This window comes from Sphingomonas sp. 1F27F7B, assembly GCF_005503355.1.
Taxonomy (GTDB): Bacteria; Pseudomonadota; Alphaproteobacteria; order Sphingomonadales; family Sphingomonadaceae; genus Sphingomonas.
In genome coordinates this window covers 65,390-84,475 of sequence record NZ_SCMK01000023.1, presented here as the reverse complement: position 1 = coordinate 84,475, position 19,086 = coordinate 65,390, and the positions used below count along the sequence as shown (strand labels likewise).

At 69.2% G+C, this 19,086-nt stretch carries 13 protein-coding genes; all 13 read right to left on the bottom strand.

The window, feature by feature from the left end; genetic code table 11:
* Positions 1 to 1,996, bottom strand: a 1,996-nt coding sequence (locus FFS08_RS18685) for a phage tail protein (protein ID WP_212742039.1), incomplete at its 3' end; no start/stop codon positions are given.
* Entirely contained in the window at positions 1,993 to 7,311 is a 5,319-nt protein-coding gene (locus FFS08_RS18680; protein WP_137861349.1) for a Kelch repeat-containing protein, read from the bottom strand. The genes FFS08_RS18685 and FFS08_RS18680, both read right to left, overlap by 4 nt.
* A complete protein-coding gene (locus tag FFS08_RS18675) occupies positions 7,308 to 9,731 on the bottom strand; it encodes a baseplate J/gp47 family protein (protein ID WP_137861348.1) in 2,424 nt (807 codons plus the stop codon). Before FFS08_RS18675 ends, FFS08_RS18680 begins: the two co-directional genes overlap by 4 nt.
* Before the next feature lie 3 nt (positions 9,732 to 9,734).
* Positions 9,735 to 10,163: a GPW/gp25 family protein gene (locus tag FFS08_RS18670; RefSeq protein WP_137861347.1), complete on the bottom strand. Its 429-nt coding sequence runs from the start codon at positions 10,161 to 10,163 to the stop codon at positions 9,735 to 9,737.
* 37 nt (positions 10,164 to 10,200) lie between these two features.
* Entirely contained in the window at positions 10,201 to 10,794 is a 594-nt protein-coding gene (locus FFS08_RS18665; protein ID WP_137861346.1) for a phage baseplate assembly protein V, read from the bottom strand.
* Positions 10,795 to 10,821: 27 nt separating this feature from the next.
* Complete coding sequence (locus tag FFS08_RS18660) at positions 10,822 to 11,976, bottom strand: hypothetical protein (RefSeq protein WP_137861345.1); 1,155 nt, start codon at positions 11,974 to 11,976, stop codon at positions 10,822 to 10,824.
* Entirely contained in the window at positions 11,973 to 12,431 is a 459-nt protein-coding gene (locus FFS08_RS18655) for a baseplate wedge protein 53 (RefSeq protein WP_137861344.1), read from the bottom strand. Before FFS08_RS18655 ends, FFS08_RS18660 begins: the two co-directional genes overlap by 4 nt.
* Positions 12,428 to 13,078, bottom strand: a complete 651-nt coding sequence (locus FFS08_RS18650; RefSeq protein ID WP_137861343.1) for a hypothetical protein — start codon at positions 13,076 to 13,078, stop codon at positions 12,428 to 12,430. The genes FFS08_RS18655 and FFS08_RS18650 overlap by 4 nt, the downstream gene beginning before the upstream one ends.
* Positions 13,075 to 13,254, bottom strand: a complete 180-nt coding sequence (locus FFS08_RS18645) for a hypothetical protein (protein ID WP_137861342.1) — start codon at positions 13,252 to 13,254, stop codon at positions 13,075 to 13,077. The genes FFS08_RS18650 and FFS08_RS18645 overlap by 4 nt, the downstream gene beginning before the upstream one ends.
* Entirely contained in the window at positions 13,251 to 15,218 is a 1,968-nt protein-coding gene (locus FFS08_RS18640; protein ID WP_137861341.1) for an ATP-binding protein, read from the bottom strand. Before FFS08_RS18640 ends, FFS08_RS18645 begins: the two co-directional genes overlap by 4 nt.
* 2 nt (positions 15,219 to 15,220) lie before the next feature.
* The gene (locus FFS08_RS18635; RefSeq protein WP_137861340.1) at positions 15,221 to 16,441 is read right to left on the bottom strand and encodes a Pvc16 family protein; all 1,221 of its coding nucleotides are present in this window, start codon (positions 16,439 to 16,441) and stop codon (positions 15,221 to 15,223) included.
* Positions 16,438 to 18,357: a hypothetical protein gene (locus FFS08_RS18630; protein ID WP_137861339.1), complete on the bottom strand. Its 1,920-nt coding sequence runs from the start codon at positions 18,355 to 18,357 to the stop codon at positions 16,438 to 16,440. The genes FFS08_RS18635 and FFS08_RS18630 overlap by 4 nt, the downstream gene beginning before the upstream one ends.
* Positions 18,354 to 19,085 (bottom strand): hypothetical protein, encoded by a 732-nt coding sequence (locus tag FFS08_RS18625; protein WP_137861338.1) that lies wholly within the window; start codon positions 19,083 to 19,085, stop codon positions 18,354 to 18,356. The genes FFS08_RS18630 and FFS08_RS18625 overlap by 4 nt, the downstream gene beginning before the upstream one ends.
* Position 19,086 lies beyond the last annotated feature (1 nt).

Here is a 19,086-nt window from a genome sequence, read left to right as displayed (position 1 = left end):
GGATCAGGGTCATGTCGAGCAGCTGGAGGTCGAGATTGCCGCCGTTGAGCCAGATCGCGCCCTGGAACAGAATGCCCGACATGCCGAAGGTGCCCGGCGTTCCGGAACTGGGCCCGGTCAACGAGAAGGAGCCGGGATAGGAAACGGAGAGCAGGGCCTGGCTGCCGGCGGCGGAGCCGATCCACAATTTGTCGCCGGGAGGGGGCGTGATCGTCTGCGTGTTGAGATAACGGGTCGCACTCGATTGCAGCACCAGCACGGTGCAGGGCGTGGGTGCCATTTCCCACAGGCTCAGCTGCGTGACGATCCAGCCGGTATTGCCCGCATCGTAGAGGGTCACGGCATTGGCGGGGGCCGGCAGCGAGGCGCGCAGTCCGATTCCGCCGATCGCGCCGGGCAGGGCGATGCCGTAATCGACGCTCAGCGCGGCGGGGGCCGTCCAGGCCGCCGGCCAGCTGAACAGTCCTTGATCGGGGTCGATCGCAGCTGCCGGAACCAGCCCCAGCTCCCAGGCGGGCGGCGTGGGCGACATCGGCGTCTGCGATGAAGCCGGGGCGACGATCACGATCCGATCGCCGGCCATGCAGACGAAACAGTTGGTGAGCTTCGCAGCGAAGGCGGCCTCTGCCTCGACCGGGGTGTCGACTGCCGGCGAGAAGGGCAGGTTGAGGTTCAGCACCTTTCCGGTCGGCGCGGTGAACGTCATCACCGTGCCCGGTGCCGCATCGTTGAGCAGGTCGAGCCGCTTCTGGTCGAGCGGCAGTGTCGCCGCGGCGATGCCCGTGCGGGCGCTGCCGCTGAGCAGCAGGGGATCCGCGCTCGACGGCGCGGTCATCAGCGACAGCGAAGCGGTGGGCACCGTCGGCACGATGAGCAGCGCATTGCCGAGCGATCCGGAGATGAGGGCGCGAACGTCCGCCTCGGTCACCTGGGTGCCGGCTTTCACCGGGCAGGTGGCGATCGCGTTCTGGAGCAGCGCGAGCACCGCGCTCATCGCAGGCGAGGCCGGCACGTCCATGGTGAGCACGGCGGACGCGTCGCCATAGGTCAGGTTGAGCATGGTGGTCTGCGCCGTGATCGACTGCAGGTCGAGCGAGCCTCCTTCGAGCAACGGATAGTCCGGCGCGGGCGGCTGGATCGCGCCGACGCCGAGCGGCATCGCGCGTACCCCGTCCGCCCCCAGCGCGACCCAGTCCGAGGTGCTCTTCTGCTTGTAGCGGATTACGAAGCCGCGTTCCGAGCCGTAGAGCATCGAACTCGACGGACCGGTGCCCGGCGTCGTCCAGATCCGGTTATACTGTTCCAGATCGGCCGCCAGCATCTGCGTGGTGAGGCGGACCGGCATCGCGGTCACCGGCGGCGCGGCAACCCAGTCGAGTGGCGTATTGGCCAGATTGTAGAGCGGCTGCGCGATGGCCAGCGGGTTGAAGCGATAGAGGCGAGGCGTCGATGTGCCCATCGGGGTGACGCCCGTCATCGCGAAGCTCGGCAGGCGCCAGACGCGAAGCAGGCCCACCGAAACGCGCGGATCCTCCGGCGGATCCCCCTGTTCCGGCGGGGTCGGTGGCGGTGCAGGCGCCGGCGTGGCATCGGGCAGCGGCCAACTCGCGAACGGCGTGGTTTCGTTCGGAGCGTAGAGCGAGTACCAACCGCTGCCGTCGCGCACCCGGCGCGGGATCGCGCTGGCTATGCCCTTGCGCCGGCGGAAGCCGAGCGCATCGGCAACGAGCGCGCGATGCTCGGGGCGCACCGGCTGCGCCACTTCGAGGCCGAGCTGCGCGGCGACATAGGGGACGAGGTCGAGCGGGCAGGTCTGGATGAACCAGTCGTCCTCGAGTTCCCGCACGGAATCGCCGATCTGCTCGCGGACATGGTCGAAGACCTTGCACAGCGCGAGCAGCGGATAGCCCTGCGCGATGTCGGCCATGCGGAAGATCGGTGGCAGCAGGTCGTAGAGCGCGTCGGGGATCGGCGCGCCTTCGGTATCGTCGCTCATGGCTTGCCTTGCGCCCCTTCGCTGAAGGTCACCGCATCCGCATCGGCGCTGATGTACAGGATCTGCGCGCCCGTCTCCGGATCGAGCTGGGCGGATTTCGGTGCCAGCACCTGCTGGTGCGATGTGCCGGATTCGGTCGGGGTCCAGAGCTCGGCGGAGGCCTTGTTCACGCCGGCGACGCCTTCGACGATGCGGACGATCTCGCTGGCGCGGACCAACTCGTCGAACGCCATTGCCGGCAGCGCATAGGCGGTCCGAATGGCATCGTCGATCGATTGCTGGATCGCATGGACGTCCGCTCCCGCATCGGCGGTGAACCAGCCCCGCACCTTGAAGGGAAGCGGTTCGAAGGGGAGCAGGCGGATGTCCAGCCAGGTCGCCTGCGCGGCATCGACGGCGGCGGTGAGCGACTTGAATGCCGGCGACAGCATGTCGGGCACGCCATTGTCGGCCGCGGCGAGGGTCAGCAGGAAGACTGTGTGGCGACCCAGCAGGTTCGTGTTGCCCTTCGGGATGACGGTGAGCACCGCTGCGCTCACTTCGGGGCGGTTGAGCACGAAGCTGACCATGTCCTGGCGGGTGACGATTCGTCCCAGGTCCTGGGCCCCGGTCGGGATCTGGTCGCGCAGCCCGCTGCGCGGCGGCGCCCCGATTCCGCCGCTCGCGGCAACCGGGTTGAGCACGCTCTTGATTCCGCCAACCCCCATCGGCGCGCGCGTGATGCTTCCCGCCGCCACATTGCCGTTCACCCCGGCTCCGACGCGATAGGTGGCGACGATATTGTCCGTTCCGGTCGGCGGCCGCAGCCCGTGGACGCTGTCGCCGAAGGTGATCTGGGCCCGGCCCTGCGCGTCCTGGGTGAGCTCATAGGCGCGCGCATTGGGCCCCATGCTGCCCAGCGCCTCGACGCATTGCCAGACGGTGCCGTTCACCATCACGCTGAGCTGCGGCAGGATCGTGCCGTCGCTCTCCTCGAGCCAGGTCAGGGGCGCCTGCTTGAGCAGGAACTGCTGGAACGGTTTCTGCCCGTCGCCGCTTCCGAGCACTTCGCCCGCGACGGTACTGCCCTGCGTCACCTCGACCACATTGCCGTACACCGTGGTGGTGGTGCGGTCGTAGAGATAGCGCAGCGGCTCCTGCAGAGTCAGCGTGGTGGTGTTGTCGCCGGAAGACTTGGCGATCGCCTTCACGGTCACGGCCTCGCTCTGGACCGGGCGGGTGAACAGCGCGAGCTGCTCCGAAGTGACGTTGCCGATCGTGGTGCCGTTGCCGGAGAGATAGGCGAAGTCGGAGGGCGGATCGCCCGTCGGATCGGTCTGGAGCGAGAGGTTGCCGATGTCGGGGATATTCGCCCACCACCATTTGCCCTCCTGGTTCGCATTGCCCTGCGGTATCGGGCCATAGACCATGACCAGCGTACCCTCCGCGAGCGGAGTGGTCGCGCCGATCGGCCACACCTGGCCCACCGTGGTCGCGAGCGGCGGGTTGCCGGCGAGCAGGAGCGCCTGGCCCACGACGATCTGGTCGATCAGGCCGGTGAGGACCAGCGTGTCGTCCGGCAGCGTGGGATTGCCGGGGGTCGGCGTGTTGCCGGGCAGCGGGGCATCGTCGATTGGCGGCGCGAGGCTGAGCTGCTGGCTCTGGGTATAGACCAGGGCCTGGCGCCGGGCGCTCGAATCCGCCGGCGGCGGTGCTTCGACATAGAGCACGGCGGTGCAGGTCGAATTGCCAAGTCCGTCGACCTCGCCGCCAAAGGCATAGACGCCGTGATTGGCGAGCGGGATCGGGTTCACGCCCTCGGTGAGCGACACGAGATTGGGATAGTCGGGCGAGGGCAGCACGATCGGAAGCGGATAGACAGGCGCCGCGGTGCCTCCGTTCGGCGGTACGATCTCATAGGTGGAGTTGGTGTCGCCACCCAGCATGAGCACCCCCTGATCGACGAGCACCGCGCCTTGCGACCGGCGCGCGGCCTGGAGCGTGGGGCCGCCGGAAAAGGCGAAACTGGTGGGATCGAACATCACGCTGGTGTCGCTGGCCTGCATCTTCCAGTCGAGCGCGCCGCCAGCGAGCAGCACGCGCGCATCGGGCAGCAGCGTCGCCGAATGCATCGCGCGCGGCACCGGCATGTCGGCGATGGTGGCGAAGGCCTGGGCGGCGATGTTGAACACCGCAGCCTGAGCGATCGGCCAGATCTGGATCTCGTCGAACGGCGCCTCGGACTGGAACGCGCTGAACCCGCCCGCGATCAGGACGTCGCCATTGGCGAGCAGCGTCGCCGAATGCAGGGCGAAACCCTTGTCGAGCTCGGTGGTGATCGCCGTGAAGGTCTGCGTGGCGGTGGCGAAGGTCTCGGCCGTGCGGAGCGACGGGACATAGATCGCCTCGACTCCCGGCGGATCGTAGGTGATCGGCGGAACGGCGAAACCGCCCGCGAGCAGCACCGAACCGTCGGTCAGGACCGTCGCGCTGTGGCCGCAGCGCGGTGTCGTCATCTTGTTGCCCACCTTGCGAAAGGTGCGGCTCTTGGGATCATAGACCTCTGCGGTATCGAGCACGGCATAGCCGTCGTCGCCCATGCCGTAGCCGCCGGCATAGAGGACCGTGCCGTTGGCGAGGAGCGACAGCGTCGCGCCGATGCGGGGCGCGATCGGCGCGCCGGCCGCGGTGGACAGGCCGGTGGTGGGATCGAAGGTCCAGGCGAAGCCGGTCATGCTCGTCGTCGGCTTGGGAAAGGGTTCGGGCTGCGTTGCGCCGACGATCAGGATCGTGCCGTCGGCCAGCAGGATCGTGCCGGTCGGTGCGAGCGTGAAGGGCGTGGTGAGCACCGGCCCGGGCAGCGTCTGGAACGTGCCGACATCGGCGTCGAGCGCGACGACGGCACCGGTATAGGTGGGTGGCGTGTCGGGTTCGGCGGGCAGCGCGGTGATGCCGCCGGCGAGCAGCAGGAAGTCCTGCGCGAGCGCGGCGAAGGCGGGATAGCCCTGCGGGGCGGGCAGCGGCGCCCCGACGATGCTGGGGGCCAGCACTTCGCCTCCGTCGAAGGGAATGCTCACGCCCGGGCTCACCGCAAAGGTCTCGACCGTGGCGAGCGCCCTGGTGCCTGCGATGCCGCCCGCAACGGCCACCTTGTTGCCCGGCAGCAGCGCGGCGGCGTGGTTGGAGCGGGCCTCGCTGAGCGCGGGGGCGGGGACGAAGGTCGGCACCGCGGCGATGCTGCTGTCCGCCTGATATGCCGCAAAGGCGCCGATCAGCCAGTCGTCGCCGACCGGCCCGGTGGCCGATTGGCCGCCGGTGACGAGGAAGCCCATATTGTTCGGCAGCGCGACCGCGACCTGATCATAGCGGCCCTGATCCCCTGGCTGGCTCGTCGGGATCGGATAGAGCTGGCCGGTCGGTTGCCAATCGGTCGTACTGGTGACCTCGGCATCGTCCCAGACCACCCCGATCGCCTTGCCCGCATCCGAAAAGCCGGGGGGAGCGGCGCCGCCGTCATGCCCGCCGACGAAGATCACGGTATTGGCGACCGGGGGAACCGCCGGCCCGCCGCCATCGGCCGCACTCTTCACTACCGGGCAGACCGTCGCGCTGTGCCCGGCGCGCGCCCTGGCGAGATCGGCGCAGGGTTGCCAATCGGCGGCGACGGGATCGTAGACCGCGACCGATTTCGTCGCCTCCAGCGCGGCGAACAGGTCCTGGATCTTGTCGTGGACGGCGTTCGTCGCCTGCGTCAGCCCGCCGCTCAGCATGATCCGGTTGTTGGGGAGCAAGGTGGCCGCATGCCCCACGCGCGGGATCGCCAGGGCGACGTTCGGGATCGCGCTGAAGCGCATGGTCGTGGGGTCGAGCTCCAGCAGATCGGTTGCCAGCGACCAGTCCTTCGTCACGCCGCCGGCGAGATAGACCTTCCCGTCGATCAGGGTGGCGGTGTGGAGTGCGCGCGGCTCCGGCAGCGGGTCGATCTGGCTGACCAGCTGACTTGCGGGATCGTAGATCTCGACGCTGTCGAGAACGCCCTGCACGCCGATGCCGCCGACGAGCAGCACCTGGCCGTTGCTGAGCGTGGTGGCGCTGTGCCCCATGCGCGAGGGTATCAGCGCGGAGCCGGTGGGCAGGGTGGCGGGATCGGGCTCCAGCACGACTTGCGTGACCTGGCCCGACATGTTGAATTCGGAGATGTTCTGCCGCGAGACCGCCTCGATGATGCCGAGCGTCTTGTCCTCCGGCGTCTCGAGCAGGAACTGGCTGCCTGGCAGCACCTTCGGATAGACGGCCTGGAGATCGAGATCGTTCAAGTCGATCGCATAGCCCGGCCATTCGGAGAATTCGGAAGGGACCATGCCGGTCGGCGTATTCGCGCGCTGCACCGCCGCCGATTGGGACGACCAGGAAGCGGCATTGTACCCGAACAGCCGGCACGTGAGATCGAAGGCGTAGAGTTCGAGCCCGTTGGCTTCATTCGGGGGCAACGGGTCGGTTGCGCCGCTCGCGGCCCATTGCTCGCCGATCGGTGCGCCGATGCCGATCGTGGTGGTCGCGAGAACATGATTCTCGCTGACCGAGAACACGGTCAGGCGCACCCATTGGATCGGCGCGGGATCGACGCGCTTGTAGAGCAGAAAGTCGCCGACCTGCAGGCCGAGCCCCGTGCCGGCGAGCAGCAGCGCCGTCGCGTCGGCGGTGACCCATGCAGGGCGTGTCTGCAGGGGCGTGAGCTGGTTGAGCGCCGAGACCGCGGTGAGCTGGGCCGCGGTCTCGAACACCGGCGCGGCCGCGACAGCCGCCGCGCTCCCGGAACCGGTGGCGGCCGCCGTCGATGTGGTTGCCTGGCCGGTAGTGCCGTTCGATGCGGCGGTGCTGCTTCCGGTCGGGCCGCTCGTCGCCGCGCTGTTCGATCCGCGCGAGGCGGGCGGCGTCGCCTGGATCGCCGCGCCTTGCGGCACGATCACCGGGTCGCCCGGCTGGGCGAACACCGCGATCTCGGCGGTCGCGCCGATGTGCATGCCTCCGCCCTCGCCCAGACCGCGCCCGATAAGGGCAAGGCTGCGATATTCCACCGCGGTGGAGAGATAGCCTTCGTTGAGCACCCGGTCCTGATAGAAGGACAGGATGTCGGCCACTTCGGCAAAGGCATCGACCAGTGCGAGCGTGGGATCGGTGGGAACATTGCGATCGAGCCGGGCGAGGGGCTGCGAGATCGATTTTCCGCCGCTGTCGACCACGACGCGCGGGATCAGGTCGAGCATCTCCTGCTTGAAGCTCGCATAGTCGCCGAGCCCGGCCGAGATTTCGTCGTCGGGGCCGCTGCCGCTCATTTCGCCGCCGCCACGAAGAGCCGGACGATGCCGAGCTCGGGATGGAAACCGTCATTCGCGGCGCGGGCGCGTTGGTTCGAGCCGATCTCGATCCGGCCGGCCTTGATGTTGTCCACCGTCGTGTCGCCGCGGCTGACGGTCTGGAACACCACACGCGGGTCCATTGCCGGATCGCTCACCACCAGCGACACCACCGGATCCGCGCTGAGCAGCGCGATCAGGTCGGCGAGCATCACCGATCGGCCGAGCGGCCAGGCGGTCGGGTGGAAATGGGCCGGGCCGCCATCGGTCTTCGCGCCCGCGCCGATCCGCCGCAGCAACCTTTCGCGTGCCGCGCCGATATTGGCTCCCTGGGAGCAGTAGACGACCAGCGAGACGTCGATCGGCACATCGGTTTCCTGCTCGATCCTTGGCGGCGCGCCGAGCACGGCATATTCCAGCAACCGCGCCTTCGCGATCGGATAGGTATAGCCGTCGGGCGTGGTCGTGGTCGTGGCGATGCCGACGACGCACGGCGCATAGCCGTCGACGAGACGGGCATCGGCTTCGGTGACCAGCGGATCGCTCTGGGCAAGGCGCTCCCAGTCGTTCGGATCGATGCCGCGCAAATTGGTGCGGAAGCTGGTGGTGGCGAACAGGCGTATGCTTTCGTTCAGTTCCGGCTGCCCCGGCGTCGCGGGGAGGGGATTGGCGACCCAGCTGATCATCGGCGTGGAGCCGACGATCTGGACCAGCGCGTTCGCGCGTACCCGGCCGCTCTGTCCGTCGCCGACGCGAACGGTGGCGCTGAAGGTCGTCCCGGGTGCCGGCGCCTCGCCCTGCGCTCCATCGCCGAAGCGCAGGAACAGGTGGCGCCGGTTGCCGCCATAGCCGTCCTCGGGCGCCGCCGCGAAGGCGCGCCCCGCCGCCGGCGTGCTCATCAGATCCTGCCGCGCGGTCCACAGATCAAGGACCTTGGCCATGCCGGGCCGCTCCCCCAGCATCTTCACGCAAAGATTCGCCTGGGTCGGATCGGGAGCGAGGCTCGCCTTGGCCGAGGGGACCAGCAGCGCGGCGTCGGCGATATCCTGCGATCCGTCGAATGCCGCCAGGGACGCAGGAATCGGCGCCGCCGACACCGGATCCTCCACTTCGATCGACGGGCGATATACTCGGCCGGCAGGCGCCGTGTCCGGCACCGGCGCGACTGCGATCGTCCTGCCGTGATCGGCAAGCCCGACATTGCCGTAGAGCTGCACCATGCCCGCCTGATTCTGCGCGGCAACGGTGAGCGGCTTCGCGAGCGCGTCCTCGGGATGCCAGGTGATCATGGTGGCATAGGGCGGGTTGTTGCCGTTGGGGAGCAGCTCGACCTTGAGCAGCCGAACGACTTGCGCGCCGAAGGGCTGGGCGGCGCCGGCCGGTGCGGCGGTCTGGACGAAGGCGATCAACTGGCCGGGGACGAGCCCGGTCTGGGCGGTGTTGATCTGTGCCTGGATGGCACCCTGAGGCAGCGTGTAGGCGGCCGAACGCGAGAGCGGATAGGCGAGATTGTTGCGCAGCAGGGACACGGGCAGGTCGGCCATCGTCTCGAACACCGTGGTGCTTGCCGCCAGCGCCTGATCTGCCGGCAGGTTCATCGTGACGATGCCCGGCTGCTGCGTCACCACCTGCAGCCCGGCGGGGACAACGCCGTTGCTCTTCACGGTGAAGACGAGCGCGGTGCGCGCATTGCATCCGTCGTTGACGCCATAGTCGCGCAGCCGGGCATGGCGGCGCAGCGACAGGCGGTGGCGGGCGGTGGGCAGATAGGATTCGGTGCCCGCGGCATCCTGGCGGAAGGAAAGATGGTCGCCGGCATAGGCGAGCGCTTCGATCAGCGTCGTCATCGGATCGGCGGGATGATCGAGCGCCCAGGCGGAATCGTCGCGCACGATCTGCGATACGCGCGAGCGCATCAAGGTGGTGAAGGCGGCATAGTCGCGGCCGAGATAGTTGATCGCGGCTTGCCCGGGGGGCGTCTGCACCGGCCTGCTCGGCGTCGCGACATTGGCCCGGGATTCGGGCGCGAACCAGGTCGAGACGTCGCCGATGGAGAGCCGATAGGCGGGCGCGTCCGCGGCGGGATCGGCGGGCGGCGGGATCGCCTGGATATGGAGAAGCCCGGAATCCTGGTCGAGCGCATGGACATGAACGACTTCCGCCGGCGTGCCGAACAGATCGGCGATCGTGACGAGCGCCGCGTCGATCGCGGGAACGGGGGGCGGCGCGGGCGGTGCGGTCGCCGCGGCGGCGTCCCCGGGCAGCACGTCCATCGCCGTGCCTGCGGCCCGCACCTGCGCGGCGGCGGCCTCCGGCTTCGCGGGAAGCTGCACCACCAGCTGCAGCGAGCCGGCGCTCTGCACCGAATGCACGACGGTCGGCTGGGCATCGTCCGCCATCGCTCAATAATCCGGAATCGAAGCGGTGGCGGTGGCGCCACTGCCATTTTGCGGCGTCGCGCTGTAGCCCGGCAGCGGCACGGTGATCGAGGTTCCCGCCGTGGTCTGCGTATGCGTGACGAAATAGGTCAGGTCGACGGTCACCGATTCATTGTCCATGGTCACGGTGAGCGTGTTGATCGAGACGGCATCGCCCAGGAACTGGATCAGCTTGCTGCGGACCAGTGTCTCCGCCGCGCTTGCCAGCGCCGCGTCCATTCCCCCGAAGACGAGCTGCCGCATGCCGGCACCGAAGTCCGGGCGATTGACGCGCTCGCCCGGATTGGTCTCGAAGACGAGCAGGATCAGGTTCTGCACATAGGTCGCGAGATCGGTCGTCGCGGTCTGCCCGGATCCGTCGATCTGATAGGGAAAGCTCAGATAGCCGGTCATCCGCACGCCCCCTGATCGTGGCTCGCCGCCGCTGCGGCTACAACACCGTGAGGCCGCCCTCGTTGATCGAGACCTCGGGCTCGACCCCGCTCACCATCGCCGAGCCGTGCGCGATCGTGAAACCTTCCATCGTCACCGCCAGCGTGCCCGGCTCGGCAAGGATGCTGACGCCGGATTCGTTCATGGTGATGCGGATTTCGGCGAGGCTGATGGTCACGCCGGCACTCGACCCGCTCACCACCACCGGCACCGCCACTGCGGGATCGGTCACCGTCAGCGTGAAGCCGCCCTCGCCCGGCAGGTCGTTGAACAGCAGCTTGCCCGAACTGGTCTGGATCATGCGCATCGTCGGCAGCTCCGCCTCGATCGGGCGCTCGCCCTCGCGCCAGAAGCAGCCGGCCCAGATCGGATAGTCGAGGTCGCCGCCCTCGAACTCCACCCAGATCGCGGCGCCCACGGGCGGCATCATGTAGAAGCCCACCTGCAACCCGGCATAGGGAACGCAGGGCATCGCCCATGCCGTCGCCACTTCGCCGAGCACCATCGGCACCAGCACCTGAAGCCGGCCGAGCATCAGCGGGTCCTCGTTGTCGACGACGACGCCGCGATACTTGCCCCAGAACTGCTTCATCCATGCCTCCCCGGCCGCGCCGCGCGTTCATGGCACCACCACCGGCAGCAGGGGGTCGGTGCCGTCGCGCTCCAGCTTGAACGCCTGCTTGTACTCGTTCCGCTTGAGCTTGTGATGCACTTCCGCGACGCTCCAGTTGCCGTCGAAGGTCGTGCCCGCGCCGCGCACGCCCACCAGCCCGCCGGCGCGCAGGATCGAGCCGTATTTCTCGACGTTGAGCTCGCCTTCGGCCTTGGCGACTGTCGTGGAGGATCGGTTGACGCGTCCCTGCGCGAAGCCCATCGCCCGGATCTCGTCGAACCCGTCCGACCCGGTCGGCAGTTTCATGCCGAGCAGCGACGAGATCGGGAACGGGCTCTTGAGCGCGAGCGGGGGCAGGAGCGTCGGCTCGAGCGCCATTACCGGCAATGCGGGAGTCGCCTCGAGCGGCCCGGGGATGAGGCCCGATACCTGGAAGGCGGAGCGGCCGTCCTGCGAGAAGGTGAGCTGGTCGACATTGTCGAACGTGCTGTTGCCCACGGTGAGCGCGGGCGCGGGAATGCCGACGCGCTTGGGCGGGCCCCAATAGGCGGTGTTGGTGAGCGGCACCGCGCCGGGGCGCAGCGTGAACACATAGCCGTAGCGGTTCGCCAGCGTGTAGAGATATTCCAGGTCGGTGCCATATTGGATCGGCGTGCGCTGGACGATCGTCGGGAAATCGGATTCGGCCGGCGGGATCGTTTCCGGAATGATCGCGAACCGCTCATATTGGGCCAGGATCTCGAGCACGATCAGTTCGTCGTCCATGTCCGGATAGCCGCGGATCTTCTCGGTCAGGTCCATCGCGACGCTCAGGTCCGCGCCGCTGATCACGACGCGGCTCTGGTTCGGATTCTTCGCGGGATCGAGCCAGATGTCGGTGATCAGCCCATCGACGAGCACGGTGGGCAGCGCCGCCTGCATCGCCATGATCAGCACCCGATTGCCCGGAGCGAAGCGGCCGTCGGCGAGCACCTGAACCTCCATGCCCTTGCCATTGTCGGTCCGCTGCGCGCCGAAGATGAGGCGGAAGGCCGCCTGGCCGTCGGCGACTTCGGTGACTTCGGCCTCGATCAGCAGATCGGCCATTCCCGGCCCGATCGGCGTGGGGACCTCCTGGGTGCCTGCCAGCACGGCGAGCTGGATGCCGACGGGAAAGCTCATGCGCTTTCCTCGCCGTCGTCGGTCTGGTCGGTGGGCGCGGCGGCGGTGCCGCGGCGCGAGGCCTGGGGCTGATCGAAGGGGTCGGTGGTCTGGCCGACCACGGCGGGAACGATGATCTGCCGGCCCGGCACCGCGCAAAGCGTGGCGGGATCGCTCACATTGTTCGCCTCGAGCAGCATCCAGTAGAGCAGCGGGTCGCCGAGCAGCCTGGCCGCGATATTGTCGATCCGGTCCCCGGCCTGGATCCTGTAGCTGGACTGCGGCTTGAAGGTGTTCGCGAGCGGGAGGATGGTGCGGGCGAGATAGGGGACGGCATCCATCGCGTCCGTCTCGGCATCGGCACCGGACTTCGGGGAGGACGCTGCGGGAACGTGGCGCGTGCGTGTGCGGACCAGCTTGCCGGGGGCGGCATGCTCGGTCTGCACCGGATAGCGGCTGAGCCGGCGGCCGATCATCGCGAAAGCGCTCCGGAAATGATGCTCGCGCCGCTCTGCACTGTGCCCAGCCCCGACATCAGCTCGCGCTCGGCGAGATTGGCGAGGTAGAGATAGAAGCCCGTCTGGGTAGGAGAAAAATCCTGATAGGTCAGCACCTTCATGTCCATCGTCACGTTCGCGTCGATGGGGTTGAGGCGAGTGTCGTGCATCGTCTCGGTAACGCTGTAGCTGGTGATCTGGACGGGCAGCACCCGCTGCGGTCCCCAGACGAACACCGTGAGCGGCGATTCCGGCGGCACGATCTCAAGCACGCCGAGCGCCATCTGGGTGAGGCCCTGCACGATCGAACTCGTCGTCGGGAACAGCATCATCTCCAGCGTGGCGAGCTGGGGGTGGATGCCGAAGGCCATCGCCGTCGCGTCGTTGCTCTCGAGTTGATCGACTGCGCTGATCCGGGCCGTCATCTGGATCGTCTCTATCGCCGGGCCGGCGAGCAGGTTCGTGCCGGTGGGCGTGTCGCCCGTCTTCTCGAAATCGGGGTGAAGCTGGCGCGTGAGTTCGGCGGGATTATATTGAAGCATGATCAGCCGGGGGACAGGGATCGTGCCGCCGATGCTGATCAAGGCTGCCTTCAGGATGTGCGGGCTGTTGGGATAGGCCGTCATTGCGGGCCTCCGCGGTCGCGCAGCCTGGCCTTGACCGCATGTGCGATCGCCCGGTGGACATGGTCGCGTTGCCCGGCATTGAGCCCGGCCAGTGTGGCGCGCAGGCGCGGATCGCGCGCGATCGCCGCATCGATCGCCGCGGAAATTCCGGCGGGCGGGCGCGGCGCGCGCGTCATGCGGGCCAGTCCGCGAGTTCGGCCGCGGGCACGCGCCGGCGCTGCTTGGCATATTCGCTCTCGAGCGCGCGGGCGATGTGACCCATCGAAATGGCGGTATCCTCCTCCGAGGCAAGCATGGCCGCATTGATCGAGACGACTCGGATCTGGCCGCCGGTGAGCGTCAGCCGGGCGAGCCTGGCCCAGTCGAGCCCGCTGGCCGGCGCTCCCGCCGGGAAGGCGCCGCGCCAGATGCGCTGGCGCTCGTCGAGCGAGGGGAATTCGAAGTGCAGGCTGAAGGCGAAGCGGCGGGCAAATGCATCGTCGATCGCATTGGCGAGGTTGGTCGTGAGCACGGCGATGCCGCGAAAGGCCTCGATCCGCTGGAGCAGGTAGCCGACTTCGAGATTGGCATAGTGATCGTGCGAGTCCTTCACTTCGGTCCGCCTGCCGAAGAGCACGTCGGCCTCGTCGAACAGCAGGATCGCGTCGGTCATGTCGGCGGCGTCGAACAGTGCCGCGAGCCGCTTCTCGGTCTCGCCGATATATTTGTCGACGATCCGCGACAGATCGACTCGGAACAGGTCGAGCGACAATGTGTGGGCAAGCGCCTCCGCCGCCATCGTCTTGCCGGTGCCGCTCGGGCCGGCGAACAGCACGCTCATGCCCTGTGCGCCGCCGCCCGCGCTGGCGAATCCCCATTCCTCCATCACGCGCGCCCGGTTGCGCTGCCGGGCGACGATCTGCCCCAATATGGCGCGGGTGGCGTCGGGCAGGATGAGGTTGTCCATCGTCATCCGCACGGGTACCGGATCGGCAAGGCCGCTCATCGCCTCGCGCACCTGGTCGCGCAGCAGCGGCAGCATCTCGCCCAGGATCGCTTCCTGCGATGCCGGGGCCCCGGCTTCCTCCGCCGTGGTGCGCGCCACGGTGGCGCAACTCTCCAGCGTGGGCAGCGGGAGGCGAAAGCGCGCGGCGATTTCGCGCAGCGCCGGCGTGGCTTCCTGGTCGAGGGTGGCGGCGAGACGGTCGGCGACCTCGCCCGCGTCGGTCTTGGGCAGGGACATGCGGATCACCGCGCCGGGCGCTCGCTCGGCGATCGACTGGCCCGCCGCGCCTACCAGGAACAGCGGTCCCATGCCTTCGCCGATCAGCCGACAGATGGCGCTGAGTTGAAACTCGCCCGGTGGTTCTTCGAAGGATATGAGCAATGCGCCGCGCAGGGCGAGACGATCACGCTGCCACAGCCGGAAAAAGCCGTCACGCTCGACTTCCGCGGTGAGGCGGGTGAGCGGAAGATGAAAGGGCAGGAGGCCGAGCGCCGCCGCGGCACCGGCCGCCACGCTCAGTGCCCGCCGGCTCGGTTCGGCGGCGAGGTGGAGCGTGGCATCCACGCCCGAGGTGCGAACGGTCTGCGCAAGCCGATGCGCGAGGGCGCCGTCCGACGGCAGCTGCGGCGCGAGATCGAGCTGGTGGATGACGTCGGCGAGCATGCCGTCGAGCACCGGCTGGCCGACGAGGAATGAGAGCACCGCATCCGGCATGACGAAGCGCTGCTGGAGCCGGCTTCCCGATTGCCCTGCCTCGACCTTGATCAACTGCCAGTGTCGGAGCGGCGCCGAAGGCGCGAACGCGGCCTGTGAGGCACCCTCCAGGTCGGCGAATATGGCGAGCGCGAGCAGCGTCGTCGGACAGGTGACCGCGGGATCGCCCTGGGCAAGCGCGCACAGATTGGGGATGTCGGGGGAGATTTCGAACCCCGCCGCCAGCGCAATCACGCCCTGCTCGAAGGGCGTCAGCGAGAACCAGTTCGCGAGTGCGTCGAACGCCGAGCCGGGGAGCGGTTCGCCGAGCCCGGTTTCGTGCACCGGCATGGGCTCGTGGCGCATGCCGGCACGCGAACGGGCGCGGGCATAGTCCTCGAGCATGCGTTCGACCGCGGTGACTGCGTCCTGCAGGCGAGCGACGTGGGGGGCAGCTTCCATCGTCAGCTATCCTTCACCGTCACGAGCGGGCCGGTATAGCGACCGTCCTTCCAGTCGAGCAGGCTGGCGACGCCGTCGATCTCGACGCTGACCAGATATTCTCCCGGGGAGACGCCTGCGAGCGGAGCGACAAGCGTGGTCGTCGCGTCGGCACGCGGCAGGCACGGGATCTTGTACGAACTCGATTTCGCGCCGCGGGCGAAGAGCAGCGCGATCGCGCTCGCCTGGGGCGGCACCGCCAGCGCCATCGTGAAATCGAGCTGCTTGCCATCCTCGCCGATGGACGGCGCGGCGGCGAAGCCCGGCACGATGCTGCTCGCGAAGGCCGTGGATTCCGCTTCTATGCTCCTGCCGTCGGGACCGTGTTTCACCACCTTGACCGTAAGGGCGCCGAAGGCGAGCGGTGCGGGCTGGGCGCGGGTCAACGGCACGAGCAGCGCGGCATGGCCCTGCGCGTCGAAGCCGCTGGTCACGTCCTGCGCCGCGATACCGTTCAAGAGCACGGAAAGGCCGGGTTGGGCGGGATTGGGGATGCGTATCGCCAGCGTGCAGCCGCCCGAAATCGGCAGATCCGGATCGCCGGCGTCCACCAGGTCGATGATCACGATCGAGCGCGACGGAAGCGCGCGCAGGCCGATGCGGCGCACGGGCAATACCGGCTCGACCGGCAGCTTGTATTCGATCGCGATCGGCATCGCCGTGTAGAGCTGGGTGAGCTGATAGGGGACGTTGACGAACTCGGACCACAGCCGCGCCATTGCATCCGGCGCCATGTTGAGCGGCGTGACCACGATCTCCTCGCGCGGGAGCTCCTGGTCGCCGCCGCCGAGCCATGGCGTGGTGGCGATCGCCGAGCGCAGCATGTCGCGCGGGATATAGGGCTCGGCGTTGAGCCCGCCCGCGACCAGACCGAGCAGGCGTTGCGGATCGAGCCGGGCATCGTCGCCGAAGAAAGTGATCATGTAATCGAGGTCGAGCTTGAGCACCGGCGAGTTCTTCGCCCTGCCGAGCGGCCCTCGCGTCGGCAGGTCGTTGTTCGAGACGAAGCCGTTGCGTGTGGTGCGGAACAGATAGAGATTGACGAACGGATCGCCGGTGCGCAGCGCCTCCGAGCCCGGATTGAGCGTGGTGACGCGCGCGCCCGGCACCGCATCGCCGATGAACATGTGCAGCCGATCGGCGATCGCGACGGTGCAGGCCGCGATCGAGAAGCCCGAATTCATGCGTCCGGCCCTCCGCGCGGTCTGGTCTTGAGCGGTGGCGGCTGCGGGCGCGCGCGGGGAGTGGGCGTGCGGGGCAGGTCGATCTGGATGCGCCCGATGTCGACGCGGATGTCGCCCGGCGGCGGTGCAGCGCGCTGGGGTGCGCGATCGCGTGAAGGCGGTGCAGCGACTTCTGCCGCCAGCGGCCGTGCCGCCACCGCGCGGGGTGAGGGCGCCCGGGAATCGTTCATGGATGCCCGGTCCGGCGTGGAGAACGCGGTGTCGCGCTGTTCCTCTTCGGGCGAGGCGGCTCGTATCGGGCGGCGCACGGGAAGCGTCTCGGCCGGAGGGAGCGCGGGCCCTTCGAGAGCGCCGCGCGCGGATTGCCCGCCGGGTGAGATGCCGGTGCCGCGCTCTCTCTCCCGGACATTCCGGGCCGAGCGCCTCTCGGTGGCGGGCACGGTGGCCGCCGCCGCCGCGCGCGGCCTGGTTCCGGGGCCGATACGGGGCGCCGGCGTCTCGGGAGACGCAGCGGCGGCGTCCGGCGTGGCTGCGACGGATGCGTGCACCCGGTCGCCGGCCGTAGCGCCGGTGTCGGCCCTCGCGCGCCGCTGCACGGCCGGCGCAGGTGCCGCCGACGGCGCGGCTGCAATGACGCCGGGGACGGCGCGAGCCGATGAGACCTGGAGGGGCCGCTCCACAGCCTGTGGTCCGGCCGCTGGCCCTTCGGTTTCGGGGATTGGCGCCGATGCTGCTCGCCCGGCACCGGGTTCGCCGCGCGGCCGCTGCGAGGCCGTCCGACGGCGCGCCGCCGGAGCGGGGGGCGCGGCCGGGGCAATCGCGGGTGCGGGCGGAGCCATGCCTCCAACCCGCGCTACGGTCTCCGCGGAAGCGGCGGATCGGGCAATCGCCGCGACTTGCGCTTCAAGCGCCACTGCCGCCGGGGCGATGGCGCGCGCGGATATGGGCATTGTCGGCGCCGTGGCTTCGGGCGGGGAGGCGGCAGGCACCGGCACCGCAGTGATCGGCTCCCCGCCTTCCTCACGCGCCATGGCGGGCGGGGTGCCGACTGGACTCGCAACGCTCGGGCGCGATCGCATGGGTACCGATTGCGGTGTCCCGGCCAACGATGGAGCCGTTGCTTCCCCCGTTTCCTGCGCGGGCGTGGGTGGTGGCGGCGAAATCCGGCGACTGGCGGGCGTGCGCGTCGGAGGCGGAGCCACTCCGGATGCGCTCGGCGCTCGACGCGAGAGCGGCATGGCCGGCGCCGCTTCCGACCCGCCCTTCGCGGACGGAGCTATCGGAACGGCCTTGCGCTGCACGATCCCCGCCGGCACCGGATCGGCCGACGGTATCGCGGCCGATGCTCCCGGCCGCTCGGTGGCGCCGGAAATATCTGCCCGGGCCGTGGCCGGTTGCATGGGGAACTGCTGTGCGGTGCCGGTGATCCACTCGGCCGTGGAGGGATCGGCGAAGGGCTCGGCGCCCGGAACCATCTGCCCCGGTCCGGCCGGGGGTGCTGCCATCGACTGCGCCGGTGCCATTGGCGGCGGCGCAGCCAAGGCCTCGCGCATCGCCGCGTCGAATCCGGCAATGCTCGTTCGCGCCCGGCCGGCGGGTGGCGGAGCCGGAAGGATCGCTTCGGCCGTGCCGCCGTCGGGCGCCCGCGGCGGCGCTGCGGAATCGCCCGGCACCTGCGTCTCCACTGTGCGTGCACCGGCAGACGCCTCGCCGATCGCTTCGCCCCTATCTGCCTGCCATGGAAGCGGAGCGGGTTCGCCCGGCCGGGCGATCTTCTGTTCGCCCAGCCAGACTTCCTCACCTGGCCAGGCTTCCTGATGGTCCGCGGCCGGCGCGAAGCGATAGCCGATGCGGCGTCCGAGCACGACCGGGCTCTCCTGTGCGCGTGCCGCCAGCCGGGCGAGCATGTCGCTCATTGCGGCAACCGCGCGAGATAGGCGCGCCGCCGCTCCGGGCCGAGTGCCAGGATCGCCGCCTCGCTCCAGTGATAGGCCTGGGCGAGCAGGTGAATCTCGTCGAGAAGCGCGTCCGCCGCGCCTTCGATCTCGCCCGCCAGCACTCCGGCGATGTCGACCGGCGCATCCCATTCGCAATCGCATTCGGGGCAATGCAGCGCGACGAACGGATCGCCCGCCGGATCGATCTCGGCCATCGCCGCGCCGATCGCATCGATTTCCGTTTCCTCGAGCCAGGGGGGCAATTCGGCGCCTTCCGCCGGTACCAGGCATCGCCGGGCGAGTTCGGCGCGCGCTTCGTCCATGTCGGGGATCCAGCCGATCGCGGCAAGGTCGGCGCTGTCGGCCGGGCGTATCGTGAAGCGATCGCCGTCGATCACGATTTCGCGCGCTTCACTTCCGGCCGATCCCGCGATCGCAAGCATTGCCGCCGAAGCCATCGCCACGTCGAGCCGGGCTTCGCACCGCGGGCATTTCGCCGAAAGCTCGATCCGGTCGCCGAACATCGCCTGGCGCAGCGCCACGATTGCCGCGTCGCGCGCGCCGATGGGCAGTGCAGCGCAGGCGCCGAAACTCTGGCCGGGCATGCCGAGCGCGGCGAGATAGATGCCTTTCTCGGCCGCCGAACGACCGCGGCATGCCGATGCGGCATCCAGCAGCTCGGCGGCGCTCAGCGGACGCGGCGCCATG

Excerpts from the sequence above, each read along its gene's own strand:
- FFS08_RS18680 (WP_137861349.1), bottom strand. The coding sequence starts at position 7,311 with ATGAGCGGCAGCGGCCCCGACGACGAAATCTCGGCCGGGCTCGGCGAC.
- FFS08_RS18675 (WP_137861348.1), bottom strand. The coding sequence starts at position 9,731 with ATGGCGGACGATGCCCAGCCGACCGTCGTGCATTCGGTGCAGAGCGCC.
- FFS08_RS18670 (WP_137861347.1), bottom strand. The coding sequence starts at position 10,163 with ATGACCGGCTATCTGAGCTTTCCCTATCAGATCGACGGATCCGGGCAG.
- FFS08_RS18665 (WP_137861346.1), bottom strand. The coding sequence starts at position 10,794 with ATGAAGCAGTTCTGGGGCAAGTATCGCGGCGTCGTCGTCGACAACGAG.
- FFS08_RS18660 (WP_137861345.1), bottom strand. The coding sequence starts at position 11,976 with ATGAGCTTTCCCGTCGGCATCCAGCTCGCCGTGCTGGCAGGCACCCAG.
- FFS08_RS18655 (WP_137861344.1), bottom strand. The coding sequence starts at position 12,431 with ATGATCGGCCGCCGGCTCAGCCGCTATCCGGTGCAGACCGAGCATGCC.
- FFS08_RS18650 (WP_137861343.1), bottom strand. The coding sequence starts at position 13,078 with ATGACGGCCTATCCCAACAGCCCGCACATCCTGAAGGCAGCCTTGATC.
- FFS08_RS18645 (WP_137861342.1), bottom strand. The coding sequence starts at position 13,254 with ATGACGCGCGCGCCGCGCCCGCCCGCCGGAATTTCCGCGGCGATCGAT.
- FFS08_RS18640 (WP_137861341.1), bottom strand. The coding sequence starts at position 15,218 with ATGGAAGCTGCCCCCCACGTCGCTCGCCTGCAGGACGCAGTCACCGCG.
- FFS08_RS18635 (WP_137861340.1), bottom strand. The coding sequence starts at position 16,441 with ATGAATTCGGGCTTCTCGATCGCGGCCTGCACCGTCGCGATCGCCGAT.
- FFS08_RS18630 (WP_137861339.1), bottom strand. The coding sequence starts at position 18,357 with ATGAGCGACATGCTCGCCCGGCTGGCGGCACGCGCACAGGAGAGCCCG.
- FFS08_RS18625 (WP_137861338.1), bottom strand. The coding sequence starts at position 19,085 with ATGGCGCCGCGTCCGCTGAGCGCCGCCGAGCTGCTGGATGCCGCATCG.